At 70.2% G+C, this 23,438-nt stretch carries 18 protein-coding genes; 8 read left to right on the plus strand and 10 right to left on the minus strand.

The window, feature by feature from the left end; all coding sequences use genetic code 11:
• Nucleotides 1-232: 232 nt before the first annotated feature.
• The 3 genes from WMF34_RS17960 to WMF34_RS17970 form a co-directional block, all read right to left on the minus strand.
• Nucleotides 233-727, minus strand: a complete 495-nt coding sequence (locus WMF34_RS17960) for a PaaI family thioesterase (RefSeq protein ID WP_012236103.1) — start codon at nt 725-727, stop codon at nt 233-235.
• 93 nt (nt 728-820) lie between these two features.
• The gene (locus WMF34_RS17965; RefSeq protein WP_437994016.1) at nt 821-2,143 is read right to left on the minus strand and encodes a fatty acid desaturase family protein; all 1,323 of its coding nucleotides are present in this window, start codon (nt 2,141-2,143) and stop codon (nt 821-823) included.
• Nucleotides 2,140-3,198 carry an alpha/beta fold hydrolase gene (locus WMF34_RS17970; RefSeq protein WP_437994017.1) on the minus strand — a complete coding sequence of 353 codons (1,059 nt, stop codon included), beginning with the start codon at nt 3,196-3,198 and terminating at the stop codon, nt 2,140-2,142. Before WMF34_RS17970 ends, WMF34_RS17965 begins: the two co-directional genes overlap by 4 nt.
• Before the next feature lie 556 nt (nt 3,199-3,754).
• Here WMF34_RS17970 and WMF34_RS17975 point away from each other — a divergent pair.
• Nucleotides 3,755-4,456 carry a hypothetical protein gene (locus WMF34_RS17975; protein ID WP_012236106.1) on the plus strand — a complete coding sequence of 234 codons (702 nt, stop codon included), beginning with the start codon at nt 3,755-3,757 and terminating at the stop codon, nt 4,454-4,456.
• A gap of 454 nt (nt 4,457-4,910) precedes the next feature.
• On the plus strand, nt 4,911-6,323 hold the full coding sequence (locus WMF34_RS17980; RefSeq protein WP_437994018.1) for an FG-GAP repeat domain-containing protein: 1,413 nt from the start codon (nt 4,911-4,913) through the stop codon (nt 6,321-6,323).
• Nucleotides 6,324-6,431: 108 nt separating this feature from the next.
• Here WMF34_RS17980 and WMF34_RS17985 read toward each other — a convergent pair whose 3' ends face one another.
• From WMF34_RS17985 to WMF34_RS18005, 5 genes are all read right to left on the minus strand, one after another.
• On the minus strand, nt 6,432-7,415 hold the full coding sequence (locus tag WMF34_RS17985; protein ID WP_437994019.1) for a fatty acid desaturase: 984 nt from the start codon (nt 7,413-7,415) through the stop codon (nt 6,432-6,434).
• A 76-nt stretch (nt 7,416-7,491) separates the two neighbouring features.
• Entirely contained in the window at nt 7,492-8,118 is a 627-nt protein-coding gene (locus WMF34_RS17990) for a TetR/AcrR family transcriptional regulator (RefSeq protein ID WP_012236109.1), read from the minus strand.
• A gap of 258 nt (nt 8,119-8,376) precedes the next feature.
• The gene (locus WMF34_RS17995) at nt 8,377-8,751 is read right to left on the minus strand and encodes a hypothetical protein (RefSeq protein ID WP_437994020.1); all 375 of its coding nucleotides are present in this window, start codon (nt 8,749-8,751) and stop codon (nt 8,377-8,379) included.
• 25 nt (nt 8,752-8,776) lie between these two features.
• The gene (locus WMF34_RS18000) at nt 8,777-9,481 is read right to left on the minus strand and encodes an NrsF family protein (RefSeq protein WP_437994021.1); all 705 of its coding nucleotides are present in this window, start codon (nt 9,479-9,481) and stop codon (nt 8,777-8,779) included.
• Between the two features lie 189 nt (nt 9,482-9,670).
• Complete coding sequence (locus WMF34_RS18005) at nt 9,671-10,294, minus strand: RNA polymerase sigma factor (protein ID WP_012236112.1); 624 nt, start codon at nt 10,292-10,294, stop codon at nt 9,671-9,673.
• Nucleotides 10,295-10,767: 473 nt separating this feature from the next.
• Between WMF34_RS18005 and WMF34_RS18010 the strand changes: the two genes are divergently transcribed.
• Together WMF34_RS18010 and WMF34_RS18015 are read left to right on the plus strand one after the other, a co-directional pair.
• The gene (locus WMF34_RS18010) at nt 10,768-12,435 is read left to right on the plus strand and encodes a lectin domain-containing protein (RefSeq protein ID WP_044965176.1); all 1,668 of its coding nucleotides are present in this window, start codon (nt 10,768-10,770) and stop codon (nt 12,433-12,435) included.
• 144 nt (nt 12,436-12,579) lie between these two features.
• A complete protein-coding gene (locus tag WMF34_RS18015) occupies nt 12,580-13,005 on the plus strand; it encodes a hypothetical protein (RefSeq protein ID WP_012236114.1) in 426 nt (141 codons plus the stop codon).
• 626 nt (nt 13,006-13,631) lie between these two features.
• Here WMF34_RS18015 and mprF read toward each other — a convergent pair.
• Nucleotides 13,632-16,157 carry a bifunctional lysylphosphatidylglycerol flippase/synthetase MprF gene (gene mprF / locus WMF34_RS18020; protein WP_437994022.1) on the minus strand — a complete coding sequence of 842 codons (2,526 nt, stop codon included), beginning with the start codon at nt 16,155-16,157 and terminating at the stop codon, nt 13,632-13,634.
• A gap of 267 nt (nt 16,158-16,424) precedes the next feature.
• Nucleotides 16,425-17,993 (minus strand): GMC family oxidoreductase, encoded by a 1,569-nt coding sequence (locus WMF34_RS18025; RefSeq protein ID WP_437994023.1) that lies wholly within the window; start codon nt 17,991-17,993, stop codon nt 16,425-16,427.
• A 164-nt stretch (nt 17,994-18,157) separates the two neighbouring features.
• On the opposite strand from WMF34_RS18025, the gene WMF34_RS18030 reads away from it, so the two are divergent.
• The 4 genes from WMF34_RS18030 to WMF34_RS18045 all read left to right on the plus strand — a co-directional run bounded on the left by WMF34_RS18030 (nt 18,158) and on the right by WMF34_RS18045 (nt 23,329).
• Nucleotides 18,158-18,502, plus strand: a complete 345-nt coding sequence (locus tag WMF34_RS18030; protein WP_012236117.1) for a hypothetical protein — start codon at nt 18,158-18,160, stop codon at nt 18,500-18,502.
• A 3-nt stretch (nt 18,503-18,505) separates the two neighbouring features.
• Complete coding sequence (nirB, locus tag WMF34_RS18035; RefSeq protein ID WP_437994024.1) at nt 18,506-20,950, plus strand: nitrite reductase large subunit NirB; 2,445 nt, start codon at nt 18,506-18,508, stop codon at nt 20,948-20,950.
• Between the two features lie 11 nt (nt 20,951-20,961).
• Nucleotides 20,962-21,279, plus strand: coding sequence for a Rieske (2Fe-2S) protein (locus WMF34_RS18040; RefSeq protein WP_437994025.1), 318 nt, complete (start codon nt 20,962-20,964; stop codon nt 21,277-21,279).
• A gap of 157 nt (nt 21,280-21,436) precedes the next feature.
• Entirely contained in the window at nt 21,437-23,329 is a 1,893-nt protein-coding gene (locus WMF34_RS18045; protein ID WP_437994026.1) for a serine/threonine protein kinase, read from the plus strand.
• Nucleotides 23,330-23,438: the final 109 nt, after the last annotated feature.

Genomic DNA, 23,438 nt, shown 5'->3' on the forward strand with positions numbered 1-23,438 from the left:
AACAGGGAGGCGCGGAGACGGGGAGATTGTTTGGATTGTACTCCCCGTCTCCGCGCCTCCCCGTTCAATTTCTGCTGAAATGCCAACAAATGAGGGATTTGTCAGGCCGCGATCCACACGCCCATCGCGCTCCTCGGCGTCGGGTCGTTCGGCGACGATCTCCGCGGCGTGCCGGACGCGCTGCTCGAGGAGATCCTCCGGTAGCCGCGCCGGCTCACGGGTGAGCCGGCGCTCATCGCAGGATCAGGCACGTCGTGGTGGCGTGGGCGTAGAGGGTGCCGTCGGCGTCGCGCAGCGTCCCGTCGGCGGTGGCGTGGCGCTTGCCGAGGTGGACGACGCGGCCCTCGGCGATGAGCTCGGGCCCGCCGGCGCGCGGGGCCTTCACGAAGCTGACCTGGAGCGAGACGGTCGAGTAGCCGACCCCCGCCTCCAGCGACGCGTGCACGGCGCAGCCCATCGCGGAGTCGAGCATCGTGCTCAGGTACCCGCCGTGGACCATCGCGATCGGATTCTGGTGCTGCTCGCCGGGAGATCCGGTGATGACGACCCGGCCGGCCTCCACCGCCGCGACCCGCAGCCCGAGGAGGCTCGCGATGGGCGCCATCGGCAGCTCGCCGTTCATCATGGCCGTGAGGTAGGCGAGGCCGGACATCGATCTCACCTTCTCCACCGCCGGCGCAGGATCTTGCCACGTCACCACCAGCTGTCGTTCCTGATTCGTCGCCATGATTCCCTCTCTCCCTGTTTCTGAATCCGACGTTCGTGACGTCCATGACATCCGTGACGTCCGCGCGAGCCCGCGATCGATGGGCCTCGGAGCCTATCCGTGCAAGGAAGCGAGCTCAAGACCACCGCCGTTCTTCCGTCCGGCGCGGCGCGCGCCGGCATCGGAGATCGCGACGCGCGTGGCCTGCACCTCCTCGTCGCTGATCACCGCGCGGACCATCTCGGTGATCCGCCTCCAGACGGAGTCCCTGCGGTAGGGCAGCCCGACCTCCCTGCACAGCGCCTCGACCTCCCTCGCGACCTCGGGGTATTGCCGGAGCGGCAGGTCCGGCCAGAGGTGATGCTCGATCTGATACCCCATGTAGCCATGCAGGAAGTCGGCGGCGCGGCTGGGGCTCTCGTAGTTCACCGAGCCGACGATCTGCCGGACGTAGTACTCCTCGCGGCTGCGCGCGGCGCCCTCGAAGATGGGGATATCCAGGCCCGTGTGGGTCGGCGCGATCACCGCGAAGCTGTGCAGGTTCGACAGGAGCTCCGCCGCCACGCTGTTGACGAGCACGCCGAGCGCCGCCCAGCGGCCGAGCGGCAGGAACGCGAGCGGCAGGAGGATGAAGTGCACGAGCGCATACGGCAGGTACGAGCGGAGCAGCATCTCGCGGTCGAGCAGCACGCTGGGCGACCAGGCCGCGCGCTCGCGCCCCTCCGTCGAGGCCTCGGCCGCGCGCTCGCGCCGCTTGCGGAGGGCGCTCCGGGTGGCCGGGCCATAGTAGAGCCACTTCCACGTGCACGCGGTCAAGAACAGCGCGAGCGCGCGGACGAGCTTCGGCTTGCTCTTCAGCCACGCCATGTTGACGGCGACGCGGTCGGGGTCGCGCTCGTCGCCGGTGTAGCAGTGATGAGAGACGTTGTGCTGCGCCTGCCACGCGTCGGCGTCCAGCCAGTCGAACCAGTCCCACAGGCTGCGCCGGCCCCGCGCGAACGTGCGGCTGTTCCAGGCCGGGTCGCCGCCGGCGACGCCATCATACGCCTTGTGGAGGACCGGGTGCGCGACAACGACCCACCTGGCGAACCGGCCAAGGGCGATGAGGATCATCGAGATCGGGTTGGGCCCGAGCGCGGACGTCGCGTACCCGAGGGCGGAGAAGGCGCGGCCCAGCAAGGACAGGCGCTTGATATGGCGGAGATCCTCCGCGCCCGTCCGGGCCGAGGCGCCGGCGCGGATCGCCTTGATGCCCGCCATCAGCCGCCGGGCCCCCTCGGCCGGGAGCGAGGTCGTGCGAGGGGCCGTGTCGGTCGCCGCGGGCGCGGCGCGGGGAAACGCATCCTCGGTCTTCATCGTGAGCTCCGTCCTCTCCGTCCTCTGCGTCTCGAGCGAAGCGAGGCGTGTCATGGCCATGGTGATGATCCGAGCGCTCATGACGCGCCTCCGGGGGCCTGGTGCCGCCGCAACCAGGCGGCGATCTGCTCGTACGGGGCCCGAGGCACGGCCGGGTCGAGGCCGAGATCGAGCCTGCGGGGAAGCGCGATATGGCCGCCGCCGTCCATCCAGACGACGCGGGCGGGCGACGAGAGCCCCCCGTGCGCCGCCAGGCCGGCGAGCGTCGCCGGCGGCACCATCGGATCCTGGCGCGAGTACAGGAGCAGCGCCGGGGTGGCCAGCGCGCCAAGGATCCTCCCGGCGCCCTGGGCCTCGTAATAGGCCGTGGGATCGCGGAAGCCGAAGCGGCGGACCACCGTCAGGCGGTCCCACTCGCGCAGCGTCGCCGCCCGATCGACGGCCGACGGCGGGACGGGCATCCGCCGCCGCCGCGCGATCTCCCGGTACATCCGCTTCAGCCCCCCGAGGACGTGGCGCCGGTACACGACGCTCTCGGGGCGATCCATGTGGCTCACCGCGCGATCGAGGTAGAGGGGCGAGCAGATCGAGGCCACGGCCGCGAGCCGCGGGTGCCCCGCCGCGGCGAGGTGGAGCGCCACGTGTCCGCCCATCGAGAAGCCGACGACGAAGATCCGCTCCTGGCGCGCAACGAGGGGATCGCCGCTCAGCACGGCCGCGAGGTCCTCCCAGAGCCCCGCGTGGTGGAGATCCTCCGGGTCGCACGACGAGCCGCGCTGGCCGAGGCGGAGCACCGACAGCCCCTGCGCGCGCAGGGCAGCCGTCGCCGCGCGCAGGTAGGTCGAGCGCACATCCCCGCCCATGCCGTGCAGCAGGACGACCAGGTCGCGGCTGCCCGGGGAAGGGAAGTACAGGCCGGTCAGCGCCGCCGCGCCGTACGGCCCGCCAGGGACGCGGAACCGCCAGGGGACGGCCGGCGTGAGCTCCGGGGTGAGGCTGCTCGTGACGAAGCCCGCGACGGTCGCGGCGTGGCCGCGCGCGAGGCGCACGAGAGACGCGCGCTCACCCTGCTGCGCGGACAGTGGCTCGGGACGCTGCATCCAGGATGCGCGATGAAGGGCGTTCTGCTCGATCATGGGTCCTCAACCTCTTCCTCTCCGCCGCGAGGCGCGCTGTCCGGCGCGAGCCCCTGATCCCCGGGTGTTCCCCGAGGAGCCGGGCCGAGCGACAGCCGGCCACGGCCGGCACGGGGGCAGCGTCGGTGCGGCGGCGAGAGGCGTCATTGCAGCAAGGATGCCAGTCTCCAGCGGGCCTCGTGGGCCGCCCTCCGCCCCGACGCGGGCGCGCCGCGCGTCATCAGGGCCTCAGCGAGCCCAGGCTGCATCGGCGCGGACATCGGCTTGCTCGATCGAGCAACGCGCCGCGCCGCCGGCGGCGCATGCGGCCAGCCGGGGTAAAGGGGGCAGCCGCCAGCTGGAGGTCCTGGCCTCCATGTGAGGAGCGCCCCCGCGGCGCGGCGTGAGGGCTCCGGGCGCGGAACCGCGGCGCCGGACGGGCGGAGTCGCGCCGCAGCCGGCTGGCACCGCGGTTGCCATGCACGAACCGGCATCGACGAAGGCATCCCGGCCGCGCTGCTCGCCGGCCGCGCCAGCGTCCCTTGCAGACCAGAGGTCTGCGCGAAGGAGCATACCCATGAATCCCGTGGCAATGTCTACAGGGGCTGTCCAGATCGTGGCGGGCGTCGTGATCGGTTATCTCACCGTCTCCATGGCGGAGTCGTTTCTCCACCGGAACGCGCTGCACGCGAGCCTCGCGGTCCGCCGCGCGGCGAAGCGGCTCGGCCGCGCGGGCCGCCCGCTCTTGCGCGCGTACACGAGCCACACGGTCGTGCATCACGGCAAGACCTACCGTGAGAGTCACGTGCGGCAGTTCCGGAACCGCGAGGAGCAGGAGCGGCTGGATCGCTGGATCGTCGAGACCCAGGGCGACCGGCGGATGATCCGCGAGCAATACGGCGTCTCGCTGGCCGGCCTGGGGATCCTCGCGTTCGCCGCCCCCGTGCTGCCGTTCTTCGCGCTGTACGCGCTCTTCCTCCCGGCGGCGGTGGTCGTCGGCGCCTTGCTGCCGCTCGTGATCTACCCGCTGTCGTCGCTCGTCCTCCACCCGTACCTGCACATGCCGCGGGCCGAGGCCATGGCCCGCGCGTCCCGGCCGATGCGGTGGCTTCTCGGCACGCGCTACGTGCGCTTCATCTCCCGGCACCACTACCTGCACCACCGGTACATGCACTGCAATTACAACCTCCTCTGGCTCGGCGACCTGCTCCTCGGGCGGCACCGCCGGCCGAGCGACGAGGATCTCGCCGAGATGCGCGGCCAGGGGATGATCTGCTGATACGGCGGGTCTGACGTCCTGACAGGGCTCTGCCTCTCGGGCGGGGAGAGTTTCACCGCGAAGGCGCCAGGAGCGCAAAGACGCCAGAAAGCAAGGTGTCTCTCCTCTGTTGCGCCTTCGCGGAAGAGGCGCTCCGGGGGCTCACGGCGCTGGACGCGCGTCGTGGTAGAAAATTACACCGCGGCGCGTTACCGGCAGGGAGAACCGTCGTGGCCGGCTCGGCGACGCGATGCGCCGGGCAAGAACGTGCCGCCGCGTCCCCGATGACGCGCTGCGATTTTCCTGCTCCGATGAATGCGCAGCCTGTTCATTGCATCGTAGTCGCCGAGCCGCCGAGGGCGCGGGGACGGGCGTGTCCTGGAGGCGTTCAGGTTCGTGGGTTTCACTTGTCTTGCGGAGGTAGCCGATGGGGTGTGCGCGACACAGCAGCGGACGCATGGTGGTAGCTTGTTGTTTGCTCATCGGATTCAGCTCGGGGTGCGAGAGCTCGGTTGTTTTTCCCGAGCCATCTCCCCAGCACGCCCCGGTCGATCCGCCGCGGGACGAGGAGGCGGCTGACGTCGGCTCGCCGGACAGGCCCGTTGCCCGGTCGGGGACGGCCGAGCACGTCGTCGATGTGCCGGCCGGCGGCGGCGCGGATGTGCCGGACGGCGGCAGTGTGGAGGTGCCGAACGGCGGCGGCGCGGATGTGCCGAACGGCGGCGGCGTGGGCGATCGATGCGCGGGCCCGTTCCCCGGCGAGGAGCCGCGCGACGGAAGCGGCTACTACCTGAAGCCCGGTCTCCTCTATCCCGCGGAGTCCTCGGGCGTGTACATGGGTCAGCTGTCCCTGGGCGACATCGACGGGGACAGGCGCTTCGACTTCCTGAGCACGGATCGCAAAGCGCTGTACCTGCAGACCCATCCGCGGGTACGGGACCTGAACGGCGAAGTCATCTACACCCCTTCCACGCCGGCCAACGCGGTCGAGGACACGTTGCTGCTCGACGCGGACCACGACGGCGCGCTCGACGTCGTCGTCGCGCAGCAGGAAGGGCTCGCCTTCCTCCGCAACCAGGGCGGCGGCGCTTTCGAGCCCCCGAGGATGATCGCCGGGCCAACCACGTTCTCCCCGACCGCCGTGGACCATGACGGGGATGGCGTCCTCGACATCGTCGGGCTCGGTTATCACAGCAAGATCCTCGTCTACCGGGGCGACGGCGGCGGCGGCTTCGAGCTGGCCCACGAGCTGCCGGCCGGCGTGTTCATGTCCGGCATCGTCACCGGCGATGTGACCGGGGACGGCCACCCCGACGCGGTGATCGCGATGAGCGGCGTGGGCGCGGGCATCGCCGTCTTTCCGCACGACGTCGAGAGCGGGTTCGACACGACCGGACAGCAGGTCTTCTTCGAGACCACGCCGCCGAGCTCGGGCGTCTCGTTCGTCTCGGTCGCGGTGGGCGACGTGAACAACGACGGACGCCAGGACGTCGCCGCCGTCACGCACGAGTACTCCGACGGGCCGATGCGGGTCTGGATCCTGCTGCAAGACGAGCTCGGCCACCTGACGGCGCCGCAGCCGCTGCTCACCATCGATGACCACCAGTATTTCGTCTCAGGAGGCCTGCAGATCGCCGATCTGAACCTCGATGGGCGGAGCGATCTCGTCGCGGTCAGCCGAAACACCGCCGAGATGTGGTCGTTCCTCCAGACGCCGGATGGCACGTTCGAGGCCCAGGCGGCGCCGTTCCCTGGCACGTTCGAGGACATCGACGGTTTCGGCGTCGGCATCACCGATTTTGACTGCAACGGGTGCCCTGACGTCGTGGGCGTCCAGCTCGGCGGTCTGGTCGTCTTCCGCGGTCGCGGCTGCGCGACGGCGCCTTGAGCGCTCCCGCCGGCGGCGCCTCCTGCCCCTCGTCCAGCCCGTCATGAGCTCGTCCCGCCGGGAGCGGGGGCTCCGTCTACGCCCTCTGGATCGGCTTCCCCGCGCTCGTCATTCGCTGGCGCCAACCTGGATCGACCGCCTCACGGCGCCATCATGGACGGCGCGGGAGCGCACGATGCGGGCGTGCGGGCCCAGGGCTGGGCTCGTGATGAAGTGCCACAGCACCCAGGTCCACGAGCGGTGCGAGACCAGCGTGTCGTAGTGGCGCTTGGCGATGCGGTGCAGCGCGGGCAGGCGCCAGCCGGGCACGTTCATGAAGTCGTGGTGCTCGACGTGGTAACCCACGTTGAACGTCACGTGGTTGAGCGGCCCGTAGTAGCTGTAGGTCTCCTGCCCGGGCGCGTACACGTAGTGCTCGTGCACGAAGTGGGCGGCCACCGGGTGCAGGCTGTGGCCGATCAGGGTCGACAGCAGCAGGTAGGCGAAGCCGGGCGCGCCGAGCAGGCGCCACGAGAGCCACGCGGCGGGCAGCTGGATGGCCAGGTTGATCCACTCGTCGCGGTTCGGCGGCTTGGCGAAGCGCGCGGCGCGGCCCAGGTAGACCGCGAAGTAGAAGAACAGCCACAGGAATTTGCGCACGCGGCCGGCGCCGATCAGCCGCACCTCGAGCGAACGCGGCAGATCGGTGTCCTCGCCGGCCACACCGAGCAGCGCGTGGTGCGCGAGGTGGTAGCGGCGGAAGCTCATCGCCGCCGGCAGCACCATCGGCAGGTTGGCGAACAGCGCCAGCAGCTTGTTCGAGCGCGCGCGGCGCGCGGCCAGATCGTGCGCCGCCTCGTGGATGGACATCGCGCACCAGTGCGAGAGCACCGCGCCGCACGTCGCCGCCGCGAGCGCGACCACCCACCAGCGCGCGGCGAGCACGCCGAGCAGCCAGGCGACGGCGAACTGCGCGATCACCACCGCCAGGGTGACCGCGATGGTGCGCCGGTCGTAGCCGAACAGCGCGCGGATCTCGGGGTGCTCGCGAAGGATGCGGCGCCGGCGCGCGCGGTGCGGCTCGCCGCGCGTGACCCATTCGAAGGAACGCATGCGCCTCGATCTAGGCAGCGCGACCGGCGCCGCCCATTCGCATTCCCGGCGCCGCGCCCGCGCGCGCCGGCGGCCGTCAGTCGGGCCGCAAATAGCCGTACAAAAGCCGGGTGAGCTCGGCCTGCGCGGCCGGCGCGCGCAGCATGTCGCCCTCGCGGAAGGCCGCCATGCCCAGGGTGTTTCGCATTGCGTGGAACAGGAAGAAGCCGCCGAGCTGCGGATCCACCGCGCGGGTCTTGGGCCGGATGCGCGCCAGGAGCTCGGCCAGCGCGGCCTCGGCCTCGCGATCGGCCTCGGCGATCAGATCGAAGTCGCCCACCCGCACGAACCACCTCATGAGCGCCTTCATCACGCGCGCGTGGGCCAGCTCGAGCTCGATCAACCGGCCGGCCAGCCGGTCCAACGCCGCCTCCAGCGGGAGCGGCTCGACCTCATCGAGCACCCGGCGGATCTCGGTGAAGCGCTTCTGCACGAAGCGGCGCAAGAGCGCCGCGACCAGCGCCTCGCGGTTGGGGAAGTACTGATACAGCGAGCCCACGCTGACGCCGGCGCGCTCGGCGATGTGCGTGGTCGATACACGGCTCTGCTTCGCCTCCTCGTCGCGCTCGATCAGCTGACCGGCGGCCTCGAGGATGGCGTCGACCGTGCTGCGTGAGCGCTCCTGGCGCGGATCCTTGCGCGGCTTCTGCGGCGTTATGGTCACGCCGCACATCCTCGCACGGCCGCCGCTGGCCGCGTGAGGCTGAGGTGGCCGCGGCCGATCGCGCGCGGATGCCGATCGCGCGCCCCTCGCCGACCGTGAACGTGGCGCCCAGCTCGCGGCCGACCGCCGCGGCGAAGCGGGGCCGACACCGTCTATCAGGACCTCTGTCGGCCATCGCTTCCATTCGGAACTCCGAGGGGGCATAGCCTTACTCTAAGTGTGGAAAGCCGCGCAAGCAGCTCTACATGCGTCACTTCCTTAGCCAGCGAACTGCGCGATCGCGTACCCTTCGAACCATACTCCGCGAGCGCCTCCGCGGAAGGGACAAGGGTGTCGAAACGACATCTGTCCGAGCTTGCTCTTCGAGAAGACGCCATCCGAGACAATCGCGTGATGGTGTAAACCCCAATTGAGGCTGCCGCCGAATCTCCGAAGGAAATTCACGGCCCCGTGCTGGGCGCCGCTCGTCGCCACCGCCTGCTGCTGGACCCGCGCGATCTCCTCGATGAAGATCCTCCCCATCGCCGTCGCGACCTTCGCGCGAAATGCAGCTAGGCGCCGGATCTCGAATGGCGGCGAAAGCACCCATTGTCTCACCGGTACCGCCAGCAGCACCCGATCCACGAGGTCCATGGCGAGCATCTCGGGGGGCTGGGCCTCACACCCCTTTGGTGTCGACGTAGGGATCGAGGCTGTCCGAGCGCCGAGCGACGTCGGTGCGGAGCGCCCGTACTCCGAGCATGCGCCGGCCCAGGAGAGCGCCGACCGCAATGAGGATCCCGAGCGGGACCACGTGGCCTGCGAGCACGTGCGGCAGGTTCGTTAGCGGGCACCACAGATCGACGAGTGCGGCGGCCCACGCACCGCATACTGCGCCGATTGCGGCGCCGAGCGCCCAGGGGCTGCGCGGCTCGGCGCCGCGTCGTAGCGTGAGCAGCGATCCAAGTGGCAGGGTCGCCATCGCCAGGGTGTAGCCGAGGCAGCGCCAGCCGACGCGCGCGAACGGCTCGGGGTACGTGCCGTGAAAGGCGTGCGTCCAGGCAGTCAGCGCGATCGGCGTGACTAGCCCCGCGAGGAGCACCACGACGGGCGACCGCCCGAGCGTCGCGCGGCCGCGCCACAGCACCAGCCACGAGAGCGCCGCGCAGAAAAGGCTCCAGCCGCCGGCGGTCGCGAGCGTGAGCCCGAGGGGCCGGCCCGCGGAGTGCTCGAGCCCGCCAGCTGCCTCGAAGATCGCGAACGCCAGTACGATCGACGAGATGAGGATGGCGAACCCTCGCCGCCGCGCCTCGGGGCGCGTGGGCGAAGGCGTCGCCTCCGCGGCGGCCAGCACGCGTGCCTTGAGCGCGTCCTCGTCGATCATGGACGGCTTCCAGCGAGCTCTGGTGCTAGGGGCGCGCGGTGCATTGGGGTGCCTCAGCCCGGAATACGCACGGGCGCGCGGTCGGTCCCGCGAGAAAGGTGACGTAGCGGCGAATCTCTCGGGGCCGACCGGCGCTCCTGCCTCGGGAAGCTGCGTCCCCCTCGCGCCGACGAGCGCGCCCGCAGCGCGTCATCGCTCGTTCCCCTGCGGGTCCGCAGCGTCGCCGATGCCCAGCGTAGCGCGTAGCGCCTCGTAGGCGCGAAACACGCGCTGCTTCACCGCCGACGCCGTCGTGCCGAGCACCTGCGCCGCCTCGGCCACCGTGAGCCCGTCGCCGCGCACGAGCTGGTAGGCCGCGCGCTGAGGCTCGGGCAAGCGCTCGAACTCCGCGCTCGCGCGAGCGGCCATCTGCTTCGTCGAGGCGACCTCCTCGGGGATCGCGTCGCGCGAGACCCGGAGATGGAGCGCGCCCGCGCCGTCGTCGGCCGAGTCGAAGAGGACCTCGTTCTTGCGACGGCGGCGCGAATCGATGAGCAGCCGCCGCCCGATCGCGAAGGCCCATGGGGTCACGTCCGACCCCCGGACGAAGCTTTGCCGCGCGCGGTGCATCTGGAGCAAGGTCTGCTGGGTGAGATCCTCCGCGTGAGCGTGATCGCGCGTGTGGCGAAGGAAGAAGGCTCCGAGCCGCGGCGCGAGCAGGTCATAGATCTCCCCGAACGCCTTGGCGTCGCCATCGGCGTAGCGATCCATCGCCGCGCTGAGCGCCGCCCGTTGGTCCCGTTGCTGGTCCGACTCGCTCGCGGGCATGGGCATCCGACGTCCTAGGATACGCTTACGAGCGGATTATGTCTCCCTGGATCCTCACGGGCGGCATTGCGGTCGAATACGCTGGTGCGCACGGGCGGTCCCGCGGAGAGGCGAGAGCGGGGCGACGAATTTTTGCGCGACCTGCGTTACTGGCTCGGGCGAGCTGCGTATACCCGAACGGAGGCGGCGCTCGCGACGAAGGGGCTCGTCGCGCGAGGCGTCGCGTCTCCAACGCGGTCCATGATCGAGCTGGTAAGGAACGCAATCAGCGAAGCAGGAGGGGAGAAATCATGGGTGACACACTGAATCCTGGGGGCGAGCTGGTGCTCGGACAGCGTGTCGTGTCGGCAGACGGCAAGAGCCGCCTTACGTTTGGCGGTGATGGGGACCTCGTCCTCTCAGTGAAGAGGCTATCGAGGAATTTCTGGCTCCCTCGTTGGGCGTCTGGAACGGCCGGACGAGGCGCCGATCGCTGCGCCATGCAGGGCGACGGCAACCTCGTGATCTACGCAGGCGCGACACCTCTGTGGGCCTCGAACACCGCCGGCAGCCCGAATGCGCGACTGGTCGTACAGGACGACGAGAACGTCGTTCTCTACCTGGGCGCGACCCCGATCTGGAGCACCGACACCTGGGTGAAGCCCGCTGTCCGCACCTCCTTCGCCCCCACGCGGCATGGGTTTCGCTTCGCCAACGGCTTTCCGAACGTCACGATCGCAGGGATCAACTTCGGCTTCCAGGGCTTGTGCGGGGGTATGTCGTGGGCGGCGCTCGACTACTTCCATGCGTCGGAGCACACGCCGGACCAGACCACGAAGCCGGACGTAAACGCCGACCCGCTCGGCATCTTCATCATGAGCCGGCACATCCAGGCGTCGCTCAACAGCAGCAACGTAGGCCATTGGATGCCGATGCTCTTGAACCCGGATGACAATGCGGTGAGACACTGGTCAACGCACGATGAGTGGAAGAAGCTCAAGGCGTCGCTCGACGCGGGGGCGCCGATCCCGATCGGCCTGGCGAAGTTCCTGGACGCATTCGGCTCACACGTCGTCGTCGCCACAGGCTACCAGGAAGGCAAGGGCGACTTCACGATCTACTGTTACGATCCCAACGAGGTGAACGGCGAGTGCATTCTCTACCTGGACCGGAGCTGGAAGCACTGGCGGTTCTTCCCATCGGGGGGCACTAGCGGCGACTTCCGTGGGTACTTCGTCCAGGACGGGTATTCGAGCATTCCACTCTTCAGTGTGCCCGTTGCGGGGCGGCGGCTGGTTCTGTACGATCACGCTGCTGGCGAGGGCGACGTGGTCGGGTTCCTCAACGATGGCGACGTCGCCCTGGATCGCACGAACCGCGGCTGGCGCAAGAGCTGGAGCGCGCTGTGCGCAGGCAACTTCCTCGGTGACGGCAGCGCCTGCATCGCGCTCTACGATCGTGGTTCCGGAGATGCCGACCTGGTGGCGTTCGACGGCCGCGGCGCGCTGCGCCTCGACCACACGCACAGCGGCTGGCGCAAGAGCTGGGATCTCGTCGCGGCCGGAGACTTCCTGGGCAACGGCCGGAGCCAGCTGCTGCTTTACGATCGCGGCGCGGGCGAGGCCGCTATCGTGGGCTTCGACGGCCATGGCGCGTTCAACTTCGACCACACGCACAGCGGCTGGCGCAAGAGCTGGGATCTCGTCGCGGCCGGAGACTTCCTGGGCAACGGCCGGAGCCAGCTGCTGCTGTACGATCGCGGCGCGGGCGAGGCCGCTATCGTGGGCTTCGACGGCCATGGCGCGTTCGACTTCGACCGCACGCACAGCGGCTGGCGCAAGAGCTGGGATCTCGTCGCGGCCGGAGACTTCCTGGGCAACGGCCGGAGCCAGCTGCTGCTTTACGATCGCGGCGCGGGCGAGGCCGCTATCGTGGGCTTCGACGGCCATGGCGCGTTCAACTTCGACCGCACGTACAGCGGCTGGCGCAAGAGCTGGGATCTCGTCGCGGCCGGAGACTTCCTGGGCACCGGCCGGAGCCAGCTGCTGCTGTACGATCGCAGCGCAGGCGAGGCCCATAAAGTGGGCTTCGACGGCCATGGCGAGCTAGTGTCGAATCATACGAACAAGGGCTGGCGGAAGACCTGGTCCCTCATCGCGCCACTCTGACTCTTCTCTGACGCTCATGCGGCAAGAGGGGGGGTATTAGTTGCTCAGGGGACCATTCTAGCGAGAAGAATCTCATCGCTATGTCGACGGAGAGGTCGACGTCCAAATCCGCCATTCGCGCGCTCGAGGTGGCCACGGAAGCGGATGGAAGCCAAGAACGATCTAGCAACTCGCCAAGGGGCGAGAAATGGATGGAATATGGCGTTTTTCGAGTTTGCCAGCGGGATGCTGAAGGGGGTCGCCGGGCCGCTCATCGAAGTCGGCATTGCTGGTCAGGGGAGCGTCGTGCTCCAGATGAAGGCGAGTCACCTCAATGGGAATACGATCAATCGCGAGGCATTGTTGGAGGCGACCTGGAGCTTCGCGTTCGCTCCGAATGCCGCGTTCTCTGTCAGTGCCGCTGGTCCGACCCCCCCAAGAGACGGCACCCGTGATGGCGGTACGTCCGCGGGCGTAGGGGTGCAACTCCCCATCGAGCTGCTGCCGGTCTTTCTGGCGCTGCTCGGCCCCTCGATGAACGGCACCATTTCGTTCGTACTCTCACCGACATCTCTCACGGTCACCCCGTAGGCTGTGGAGTGAAGGCGGCCCCCTCGATCGATGGACAGATTGATGATATAGAGTCACGTTCCCAGGAGGGGTGCGGATCGCGTAAGGTTCTCTATGTCAACCAGCGCGTGCAGCGTGGCTGTGCGGTGGAACGGCGCCTACGAGGAGATTGACTTTCGGATCGCGTTTGGATTTCCTGGCCCTGGAATGCCCGGCATGCCCGCCCCCTCGCCGCTCCGTCAGGCGCTCGACGAGTGTCGATGAAATACGTGGTGGGAGCCGCGCTCACGGATTGGGCGCGCGAGGTCCCCGACCGTGAAGGCCATGTTTACGGCGTTCCGCGTGCCGATCTGCTTCACCGGCGACCTTGGTTGAGGTGCGTCCCGACGCCTCGCGACGCGCGGCATGTCGGTCTCAGCCCGTCGTCGGGCACGGCGCGTTGCGTACCACGGTCTTGCCGTCTGGGCTGCGCCGCGCGGGGCCCGCTCTTTCGGCCCATGAACGAGGCGTCGCGACGCTCGTGGCCCCGGCAATTCGGTTCGCCACGCCACGCTGCCTCGCGCAGCGATCGGGCTTCTTTTACCTACGCACTGGGTGCGCGCGCCCGCTTGAGCCGGACGGCTCACGCTGGGGTCAGGATCTGCGGCTCAGCGGCCTAGCACCCCCTTGACGCCCCCGGACTGGAGCACGATGAGGTCCGAGATCACCTGAGGGAGCTTCAGCCCCGGCGGATAGGCGAGATAGCGGGGAGACCAGACGGGTCCAAATTTCTCCTTGTACTCTCGCAGTCCCTTGAAGTGATAGGGCCTCTCGGTCTCGAACATGATGTGCGCGATGCGGGTCCACGCGGGCGCGCCCCGGTGCTGCTCGACGCCGGACAGGGGCGCGACTCCAAAGTCGAACCAGCGGTATCCTTCGCGCTGCCCCCAAAGCAGCAGCTGTAGAAGAATATAATCCATCACCCCGCGGGGCGAATCGGGCCGGTGTCTCATGAGGTCGATGGACAGCTCCTCGACGACCATGAGGACATTGCAGAAGGCGAGGATGTGGCGCTCGTCGCGGAGGAGCGCGATGGGTGAGCGCTCGAGATAGCTCGGGCTGAAACAGCCGTTCGAGAAGCGCTTCTCGCGCGTTTCCTTGGCGCTGAGCCACAGATCGGAGGTCACCTTCAGCGCGGGGAGGATCGGCGGAACGTTCGCCGGGGCGACCAGCTCGAACTGGTAAGGCGGGCGATCGAACTTGCGCTGGATCTGGCGAAGCGCTTTGCGTTCGTGACCCTCCAGCGAGAAGGCGCCGAGATCCACCCGCGCCGTCTCCCCGATCTTGACGAGCCGGAGGCCCAGATCAACGTAGCGGAAGAGCCATTCTGGTCGGACCTGGTAGAAGACCGGCCAGGCGTCGTACTCGTCGCAGAGCTCCCGGAAGCGCCGGAGCAGCTCCGCCGCCTCGTCGCCGGGCCCGATCGGATCGCCAAGGCAGATCCAGCTGCGCCGCTGGACGCTGAACATCAAGAAGGACCTGCCGCTCTCGCTGAAGAGGAGCGACTTGTCCCCGAGGCGCGCCAGGCAGGCGAGGGTATCTCGAGCGGCGCCGATGAGCCGCTCGGCGCGCGCGAGATCGCTCGGGCTCGCCACGCGCGCCCGGACGGGAGGTGGTCGCATGAGCTTCGCCCAGGCGAGGAGCATCGCGGTCGCCAGAGCGGCCACCGAGGCCCTGAGCGCCCGGGGGGCGTCGCTGGCGGTCAGGAACTGCCAGAGTGTTTGTGCCGAGTAGGCGGCGTGACGCCGAGAGAAGACGGTGAGGCTCACACCGCCGATGATCACCAGCGAGATCGCCACGCTCCAGGCCGGGGAGAAGGCGTCGTCGAACAGCGACGACCGCCGGTAGAAGCGGGCCCGCAAGGTCACGAAGAGGGCGAGCAGACAGGCTACGCCGGCCGCGTGCCAGGGCGGGTGTCCCCGGGCGGCGCCCAGGAGGGTCGCCACGACGAGCAGGACGACGGTCAAATGGAAGGCCCCGGCCAGCCGGCGCTGGATGCCCCGAGCGAGGAACAGGAGCGCCGCTCCCGCGACGCTCCCGAGCAGGCGCGAGAGCTCGAGAAGGGTGTCGGGGATGAAGTGGTTGAGCCGGCCGAAGGCGGCGCCGCCGGGATAGGCGTTCGTCAGGACGAGCGCCGCTCCCGCGAGGAACGTGCCTGCCGCGGCGATCGACGGGGAAAAGTCACACAAGACCTGCAGGCCGGCGACGGCCATCGTGGAGAGAGCGCGGCCGCGCTCCTGCAGCTCGCGCAGGAGCCACGCGAGCAGCGCGAGGGCGAGCGGCACGAGGTAGTAAAGAGCACGGTAGGCGATCAGCCGCCCCGCGAGGGCGGGGGCGGACGCAGCGCCTGAACCCGTGAGGAGCAGGAGCGAGACCGATTCGAAGATGCCGATGCCCCCTGGCACCTGGCTCGCGATGCCCGCGAGCTGCGCGAGCAGAAAGGCAGTGAGGACGCGCGGAATCGAGATCGAAAGCACATCGCCGGCCATCGCGGCGAGGACCGAGCCGGCCAGGGCCCAGTCGATGACACCGAACGCGATCCCGGCCAGGGCGAACCGGGGCGCGGGCGGCGCTAGCGAGAGGCTCCGTAGACGCAGCGGGCGTCCTCGCGCGCAGAGCCCCACGTAGACGGCGACGAGCACGAGGAGGACTCCCCCGATGAGCCGCTGCCACGCCGAGACCACCGAGAACCCAGTGACGGGCACAGCCAGAGACAGCAGCCCCGCCAGAACGGCCATGCCCATCCAGTAGGACAGGAGGTTGAAGGCAACAATCCTGGCCACCGCACGTGGCGAGACTCCCCAGCCGGAGTAAAGGCGCCATCGCACCGCACCGCCGGTCAAGGGCGACATGCCCAGGCTCTGGCTGATCCCATACGCGACGAAGGAAGCGAACGCCGCCCGCCTGAAGGAGAGCCGCTCCCCTGCATAGCGCACCGCCAGCCATTCGTAACCGCTGAAGACCGCGTAGTTCACGGCCGTGACGAGGGCGGCAAGCGCGACCCGTCGGCCGGGCACGAGGCGGAGGCTCGCGACGACCTCGGCCGCCACCGTCGGGCGGACCAGGTGCTGCAGGGCCATGACGGCAATGACAAGCAGGCTGACAGCCAGGAGCAACCTGAGCGCGCGCAACATCCTGGCGATCATCGTCCTCCCTGTCGGCCCCGGTGAACCGAGCATCAGACCGCGACGCTCTGGCGAATGACGTCGGCATAGCGCTCGGTCCGCGCAAAGTTAGTCAGGAGGACGATGAATGGTCCGTGCCCCTGCTGCCCGCCCTGGAGGCGACCTCGTGCTCCGCTTGATCGCGGCGAGCAGCCACGGCGGACCGGAGCGGCCGATCATCGCGTGGAAACAGAGGAACGAGAGGCCGGCGAGGGGTCCCTCGCCCCCGGGCGGCGGCTACACCGCGCCGTCGCGGAGCCACTCGCCGAACCGCTCGCCGATCATCAGCGCTGTCAGGTTCGTGTTCACGCTCGGGATGGTCGGCATGATGCTCGCGTCCGCGACGACGAGGCCCTCGACGCCGCGGACCCGCCCGCGCCCGTCGACCGCCGCCGAGACGTCCCCCTCGGGCCCCATCGGGGCCGTCCCGCACGGGTGGTAGCCCGAGCCGCAGCTCCGGGTGATCCACCGCTCCAGCGCCTCCCGCCGCATCAGCGTGCGCTCCGTTGGCCAGACGAACCAGCCGAGCTCGCGCATCGGCGCGGTGCGGGCGATCTCGTACGCGAGCGTGAGCGCGTCGACCGCGCGCGACAGGTCGTCTCGGTCGACGAGCATGTTCGAGGCGATGCGGGGCCGCGCGTGCGGGTCGGCGCTCGCGTGCTCGATGCGGCCGACGCCGCGCGGCTTGCCGATGCAGCACGCGATCGCGAACGCCGGTATCGTGAGGCGCGGGTGCAGCGGGAAGAACGAGCCCGGCTGGAGCATCACGTCGTTCGGGTACGGGCTGCCGCGCGACGTATAGCGGAGCATCGTCTGGACGAGCGGCTGGCGCAGGACGTCGATCAGGCCGCGGCGGCGCGGCCACAGGCCGATGACGGCCCCCGGATGATCGAGCAGCCGCGCCCCCACGGCGGGCACGTCGGACACGAGCGCGACCCCGAGGCGCGCGAGCTCGGCCCGCGGCCCGATCCCGCTGCGCAGCAGGATCCCCGGCGTCGCGATCGCGCCGGCGCTCAGCACGACCTTCCGCGTCGCGACGACCTCGACGCGCCCGTCCGTCTCGATCTCGACCCCCTCGACGCGGCGGTTCCGCACGAGCACCCGCCGCACCGTCGTGCGCGGCCGGAGCCGCAGGTTCTCGCGCCGGCGCACCTCGGCGGTCAGGTAGCAGCGCGCCGCGCTCATGCGCTGTCCGTCGATCTTGTTCATCGCGTGCGGCCCGACGCCGCCGGGCGCGCGCGGATCGTTGGTGTCCGCGCACTCGGGGTAACCGAGCGCCCTGCACCCATCGACGAACGCCGCCTGCCACGGCACGAGCTCCTCGCGCCGGGCGCGGCGGATCGGCACCGGGCCGCCCTTGCCGTGCCAGGGCTCGCCGAAGTCGAGATCGTCCTCGAGGCGCTTGAAATAGGGCAGGCAGGCGTCGAAGCCCCACTCGGGCAGGCCGAGCGCCGCCCACTCGTCGTAGTCGTACGGCTGGCCGCGGACCGCGATGCACGTGTTCACGGCCGACGAGCCGCCGACCACCTTGCCGCGCGGGAAGAGGAACATGATCTGCCCGGGCGTCGGCCGGTGGCGATAGCCCCAGTCGTGCGCGAGCCACGAGTTGCGGGTGCCGTCCCGGAGGTCCGCGGGCAGGCCTTCCGGGTCCGGGTAGTCCGGGCCCGCCTCGAGCAGCAGGACCTCGCGATCCGCGCGCTCCGTGACGCGCGCCGCGATCACGGCGCCCGCCGAGCCGGCCCCGACGACGACGAGCTCAGCGGCGCCGGCCGGGCGGGGCGAAGAGGACAGTGACGATCGAAACACCTTGGAAACTCGACCTACACGGGATCGCGCCGCCGGGCAACGAACCCTCGAAACTGTCCTCGCTGTATGACCGTGGTGCGGTGCCAGAGCGCCGCGGCGCGCGCCGGGCGGCGTACGGCGCGCGCGCCCGTCCGAGGGTCCGATGATCCGCCCGGGAGGCCACATTGGAAACACCGAGGTTCATACAGGGTGTCTACTCGTTCGAGGGGCAGGGCCTGGAGCAGCCGGTGCCCCTTCGTCCGGCGGTCGGGTACACCGTCCCGCGGGACAAGCGCGCTCAGCTCATCTACCTGCGCGCGGGCAACTCCACGTCCGAGCTCATCTACCTGCTCCTCAAGCGCGACGGCCACCCGATGCGCTATTTCCCGATCGGCGCCAAGGCGGCGATCCACGTGCCCCTCGTGATCGTCGAGGACATCCACCCGGAGAGCGTGATCGAGCTGTGCGTGGGCGCGCCCGAAGGCGCGCGCGGGCTCGCGACGATCGACATCGGCCTGGCGGAGATCTGAGCCATGCAGAAGAAGCGAAAGCTCGTGTTGATCGGCAACGGGATGGCCGGCGTCCGCACGGTCGAGGAGATCCTCGCGCGGGGCGGCGCCGACCAGTTCGAGATCACCATCTTCGGCGACGAGCCGTATGGCAATTACAACCGCATCCTGCTCTCGGAGGTGCTCAACGGCTCCCAGGACCCGAGCGAGATCTTCCTGAACCCCCTGGCCTGGTACCGGGAGAACGGCATCCAGCTCCACGCGGGCGTGCGCGCGCGGGCCATCCACCGGCACTCGCGCCAGGTGACAGGCGATCACGGGGTCGTGGCGCCGTACGACAACCTGATCATCGCGACGGGCAGCTCGCCGTACATCCCGCCGATCCAGGGGGTGCGGCTGGAGGGCGGCAGGGAGAAGCCAGGTGTGTTCGTGTTCCGCAGCCTGGACGACTGCCACAAGATCGCGCAGTACGCGCGCGGCAAGCGGAGCGCCGCGGTCATCGGCGGCGGGCTGCTCGGGCTCGAGGCCGCGCGCGGGCTGCAGAACTTCGGCCTCGACGTCCACGTCGTCCACATCAGCGGTCACCTGATGGGGCAGCAGCTCGACGCCACGGCGGGCGGCATCCTGAGGACCACGCTCGAGCAGCTCGGCGTGACGGTGCACCTCAACAAGAGCACGAAGGAGGTGCGCGGAGAGGACCGCGTGACGGGGCTCCGCTTCGCCGACGACGAGGCGCTCGCCTGCGATCTCGTGGTGATCTCCGCGGGCATCCGGCCGAACGTGGAGATCGCCCTGCGCGCCGGCCTGACCGTCGAGCGCGGGATCGTGGTGGACAACCACATGCGCTCGCCCGACGACCCGAGGATCTACGCCGTCGGCGAGTGCGCGCAGCACCGGGGGCAGGTCTACGGGCTCGTGGCGCCGCTCTGGGAGCAGGGCAAGGTGCTGGCCGACCACATCACGAAGCGCAACGAGAAGGCCTCCTACGCCGGCTCGAAGGTCTCCACGAAGCTCAAGGTCATGGGCATCCAGCTCGCCTCGATGGGCATCACCGAGCCCGCCGACGACCGCGACGAGATCGTGCAGTTCCTCGAGCCGAAGAAGGGCACGTACAAGAAGCTCATCATCCGCGACGGCAGGCTGCTCGGCGGCATCCTCCTTGGCGACGTCAGCAAGGCCGCGTACCTGATGCAGGCGTTCGACAAGAGCACGCCGCTCCCGGAAGAGCGGCTGTCGCTGCTGTTCGAGCTCGGCGCGCCCTCGCCGCAGGCGACGATCGAGGAGATGCCGCAGGGGATGCAGGTTTGCAACTGCAACGGCGTCACCAAGGAGGGCATCGTCGCGTGTGTGCGCGCCGGCAAGCGGACCCTCCGGACCGTCATGGACGCGACGCGGGCGGGCATGGGCTGCGGCGCCTGCAAGCAGCTCGTATCGGAGGTCGTGGCGTGGGCGTGCGGGGGCGCGGCGGAGCAGGACCCCGCGGCCAGCTACTACGTGCCTGGCGTCCCGCTGAGCAAGCCCGAGCTGGTCCAGGCGATCCGCGAGCGCGGGCTCCGGTCGGTGTCCGCCGTGTTCCGCGAGCTCGCCGGCGGGAGCGAGGACCCGGGGAGCAAGCCGGGGCTCGCGTCGCTGCTCCGCACATTATGGCACCACGACTACGACGACGAGCGCGACGCCCGCTTCATCAACGATCGCGTTCACGCCAACATCCAGAAGGACGGCACCTTCAGCGTGATCCCGCAGATCGCGGGGGGCGTCACGTCGGCCGCGCAGCTGCGGCGGATCGCGGACGTCGTCGACAAGTACCGGGTGCCGCTCGTGAAGCTCACCGGCGGCCAGCGCATCGACCTGCTCGGCGTGAAGAAGGAGGACCTGCCGGCCGTGTGGCGCGACCTCGACATGCCTTCTGGGTTCGCTTACGGCAAATCGTACCGCACGTGCAAGAGCTGCGTGGGGAGCGATTTCTGCCGGTATGGGCTCGGCGACAGCATCGCGCTCGCGCTGAAGATCGAGGAGCGCTTCCAGGGCATGGACACGCCGGCCAAGCTCAAGCTCGCGACCGCCGGCTGTCCGCGCAACTGCTCGGAGGCGATGGTGAAGGACGTCGGCGCCGTCGCGGTGGAGGGGGGCAAGTGGGAGATCTACGTGGGCGGCGCGGCCGGCGCCCACGTGCGCAAGGGCGACGTGCTCTGCGCGGTCGACACGCACGAGGACGCGCTCAAGCTCATGGGGCGATTCATCCAGTATTACCGCGAGAACGCCAGGTACCTGGAGCGGACGTATGGATTCGTGGAGCGCATTGGCATCCAGAAGATCCGGGCGGTGGTCGTGGACGACAGCGAGGGCATCGCGGCGCGCCTCGACGAGGAGATGCGGAAGACGGTCGAGGCGTACCGCGATCCGTGGCGAGAGGCGAACTCCCCGAGGACGGCGAACCAGTTCCGATCGGTCCTGCCGGTCGTGCAATGAGGGGGCGCGAGATGGAGATCACCCTGGGCCCTCTCTCGGCGATCCCGCCCGGCGAGGGGCGCGCATTCGAGGTCGGATCGGAGCGCATCGCGGTGTTCGTCGCGCGGGATGGCCGCGTGTTCGCCACACAGGCGAGCTGCCCGCACCGCGGCGGGCCGCTGGTCGATGGGCTGCTCGGCGGCTGCACGCTCATCTGCCCGCTGCACGCCCAGAAGTTCAACCTGGAGACCGGAGAGGCCCTGAGCGGCGGGGAGGGGCTCAAGACCTATCCCGTGCGTCTGAGCGCGACGAACCAGATCCTGGTGCGGATCGAGGGCGGCGAGGGCTGAGCGCCGCCCGCCCCGCGCCCGGCGGGAGGCCCGACGCCGGCGATGGCGCCGCCTGCCGCGCGGGCGCTCCGCGGAGCCCCGGGATCGCGCGTCTTTGGGTACGCTACCGGAGCGCGTCGCGCGTCACGCGACGTTGCCTGGAGGGTTCCCGTTCGCCATGGTCGACCCCACGACAGCCGCACCGCTCGCCCCCGGCGCCGTCCTCGGGGGCGATTTCCGCGTCGTCCGCCCCCTGAGCCAGGGGGGCATGGGCGCCGTGTTCGTCGCCGAGCAGCTCTCGACGGGCAAGCCGCGCGCGGTGAAGCTGATGCACGCGCAGCTCGCGCAGGACCCGCGCTTCCGCGAGCGCTTCGAGCAGGAGGCGAGGGTAGGGGCGCGGATCGAGAGCGATCACGTCGTCGAGGTCGTCGCCGCGGGGGTCGATCCCGCGACGCAGACGCCCTGGCTGGCCATGGAGCTGCTCGACGGGGCCGACCTTTCGGCCGTGATGGCGCAGCGCGGCGCGCTGCCGCCCGACGAGGTGCGCGAGCTGATGGGGCAGCTGTGCCACGCGCTCGGCGCGGCGCACCGCGCGGGGGTCGTCCACCGCGATCTCAAGCCCGAGAACATCTTCATCGCGCGGCCGCGGCAGCAGAACATCCGCTTCAAGGTGAAGGTGCTCGACTTCGGCGTCGCGAAGATCGTGGCCGAGGCGCGGGCGACGACGTCGATCACCGCGTCGGTCGGGACGCCGCTCTGGATGGCGCCCGAGCAGACCGAGGTCGCCGCGCAGGTCGCCCCGGCGTCGGACGTCTGGGCGCTCGGGCTGCTCGCGTTCTACCTGCTCACCGCGCGCGTCTACTGGGTCGAGCCGAGCCGCGGGCCGAGCGCCTCGGTCATGTCGCTCATGCGCGAGGTGCTCTTCGGCCCGCTGGATCCGCCGTCCGCCCGCGCCGCGCAGCTCGGCTGCGCGCACTTGATCCCCCCCGGCTTCGACGCCTGGTTCGCCCGGTGCCTCGCCCGCGACGTCCGCGCTCGCTTCGCCGACGCGGCGCAGGCCATGGCGGCGCTCGATCCCGTGCTGGCCGCGGCCGCCCACAGGTCCGCGCCGCTGCCGGCCATGCCATCCATGCCCTCCATGCCCACACCGCCGGTGGTTTCCGGCCTTTCCGGGCCGACCACCGCGCCGACCCAGCCGGGGGTCTACCGCACCGACGTCGGCGGCATGGCCGGCGGCACGCTCGTCCCGGTGCCGGCGTTGCCCCCGCGCAGGGCCCCCTGGGGCCTGCTGCTCGCGATCGCAGGCGGCGGGCTGGTCGCCGTCGCCGCGCTCATGATCGGCGGCTTCGTGGCCTTTCAGCGGCTCCGCGCGGCGGACCGCGGCGCCGACGGCGCGCCGCCGGCGCCGCTGTACGGCAGCGGCGATTCGGCCACAGCCACGGGCGGGGCGCCGACGCCGCCGGCCAGGCCATCGAGCGTCGCGGCGAGCAGCGACGTCGATCTGGCCGGCACGTACGACATCGTATCGTCGCGCAACCCGGGCGGGCAGGGCAGCTACTCGGGCAACGTCCTCCTCTCCCGGAGCGGCGACACGTACCGCGTCGCCTGGATCATCACGAAGGGCGCGGGCTACGAGGGGATCGCGTTCGTGCAGGGGCAGACGCTCGCCGTGGGATGGGCGAGCGGCGGGCCCTACGGCGCGGCCGCCTACCGCATCGACGGCGGCCGCCTCCGCGGGCAGTGGATCGCCACGGATCGGCCCGGCCAGGTGATCTCCGAGGAGCTGGAGGGCCCTGAAGGGCTGGTCGGCAGCTACCGGATCGTCGACGGCGCTCGCAAGGGCACGGTCGTCATCGTGCCCACGGGCGAGACGTACGCCGTCACGTGGGCGCTGAGCACCGGCGCGCTCAAGGGGGTGGGCATCCGCTCGGGCGATCAGCTCGTCGTGGGCTGGTCGCCGAGCCAGCAGGTCGGCGTGGTCAGCTATGCGATCGCGGGCCGGCAGCTCGCGGGGCGATGGGGGACCCTGGGCGGCACGCTGGCGGGGAGCGAGGCGCTTGTGCGGCGGTGAACCCACGAGGCCTCGCCGCCGCTGAGGATCGGCGCCTGCCGCCTCCGCGCGAGCGCTCGTTCGATAGGAGCTGGCCCTCAGCGCGCCCCCTCGCCGAAGGCCGCGCTCG

The organism is Sorangium sp. So ce145 (assembly GCF_051525985.1).
GTDB lineage: Bacteria > Myxococcota_A > Polyangia > Polyangiales > Polyangiaceae > Sorangium > Sorangium cellulosum_B.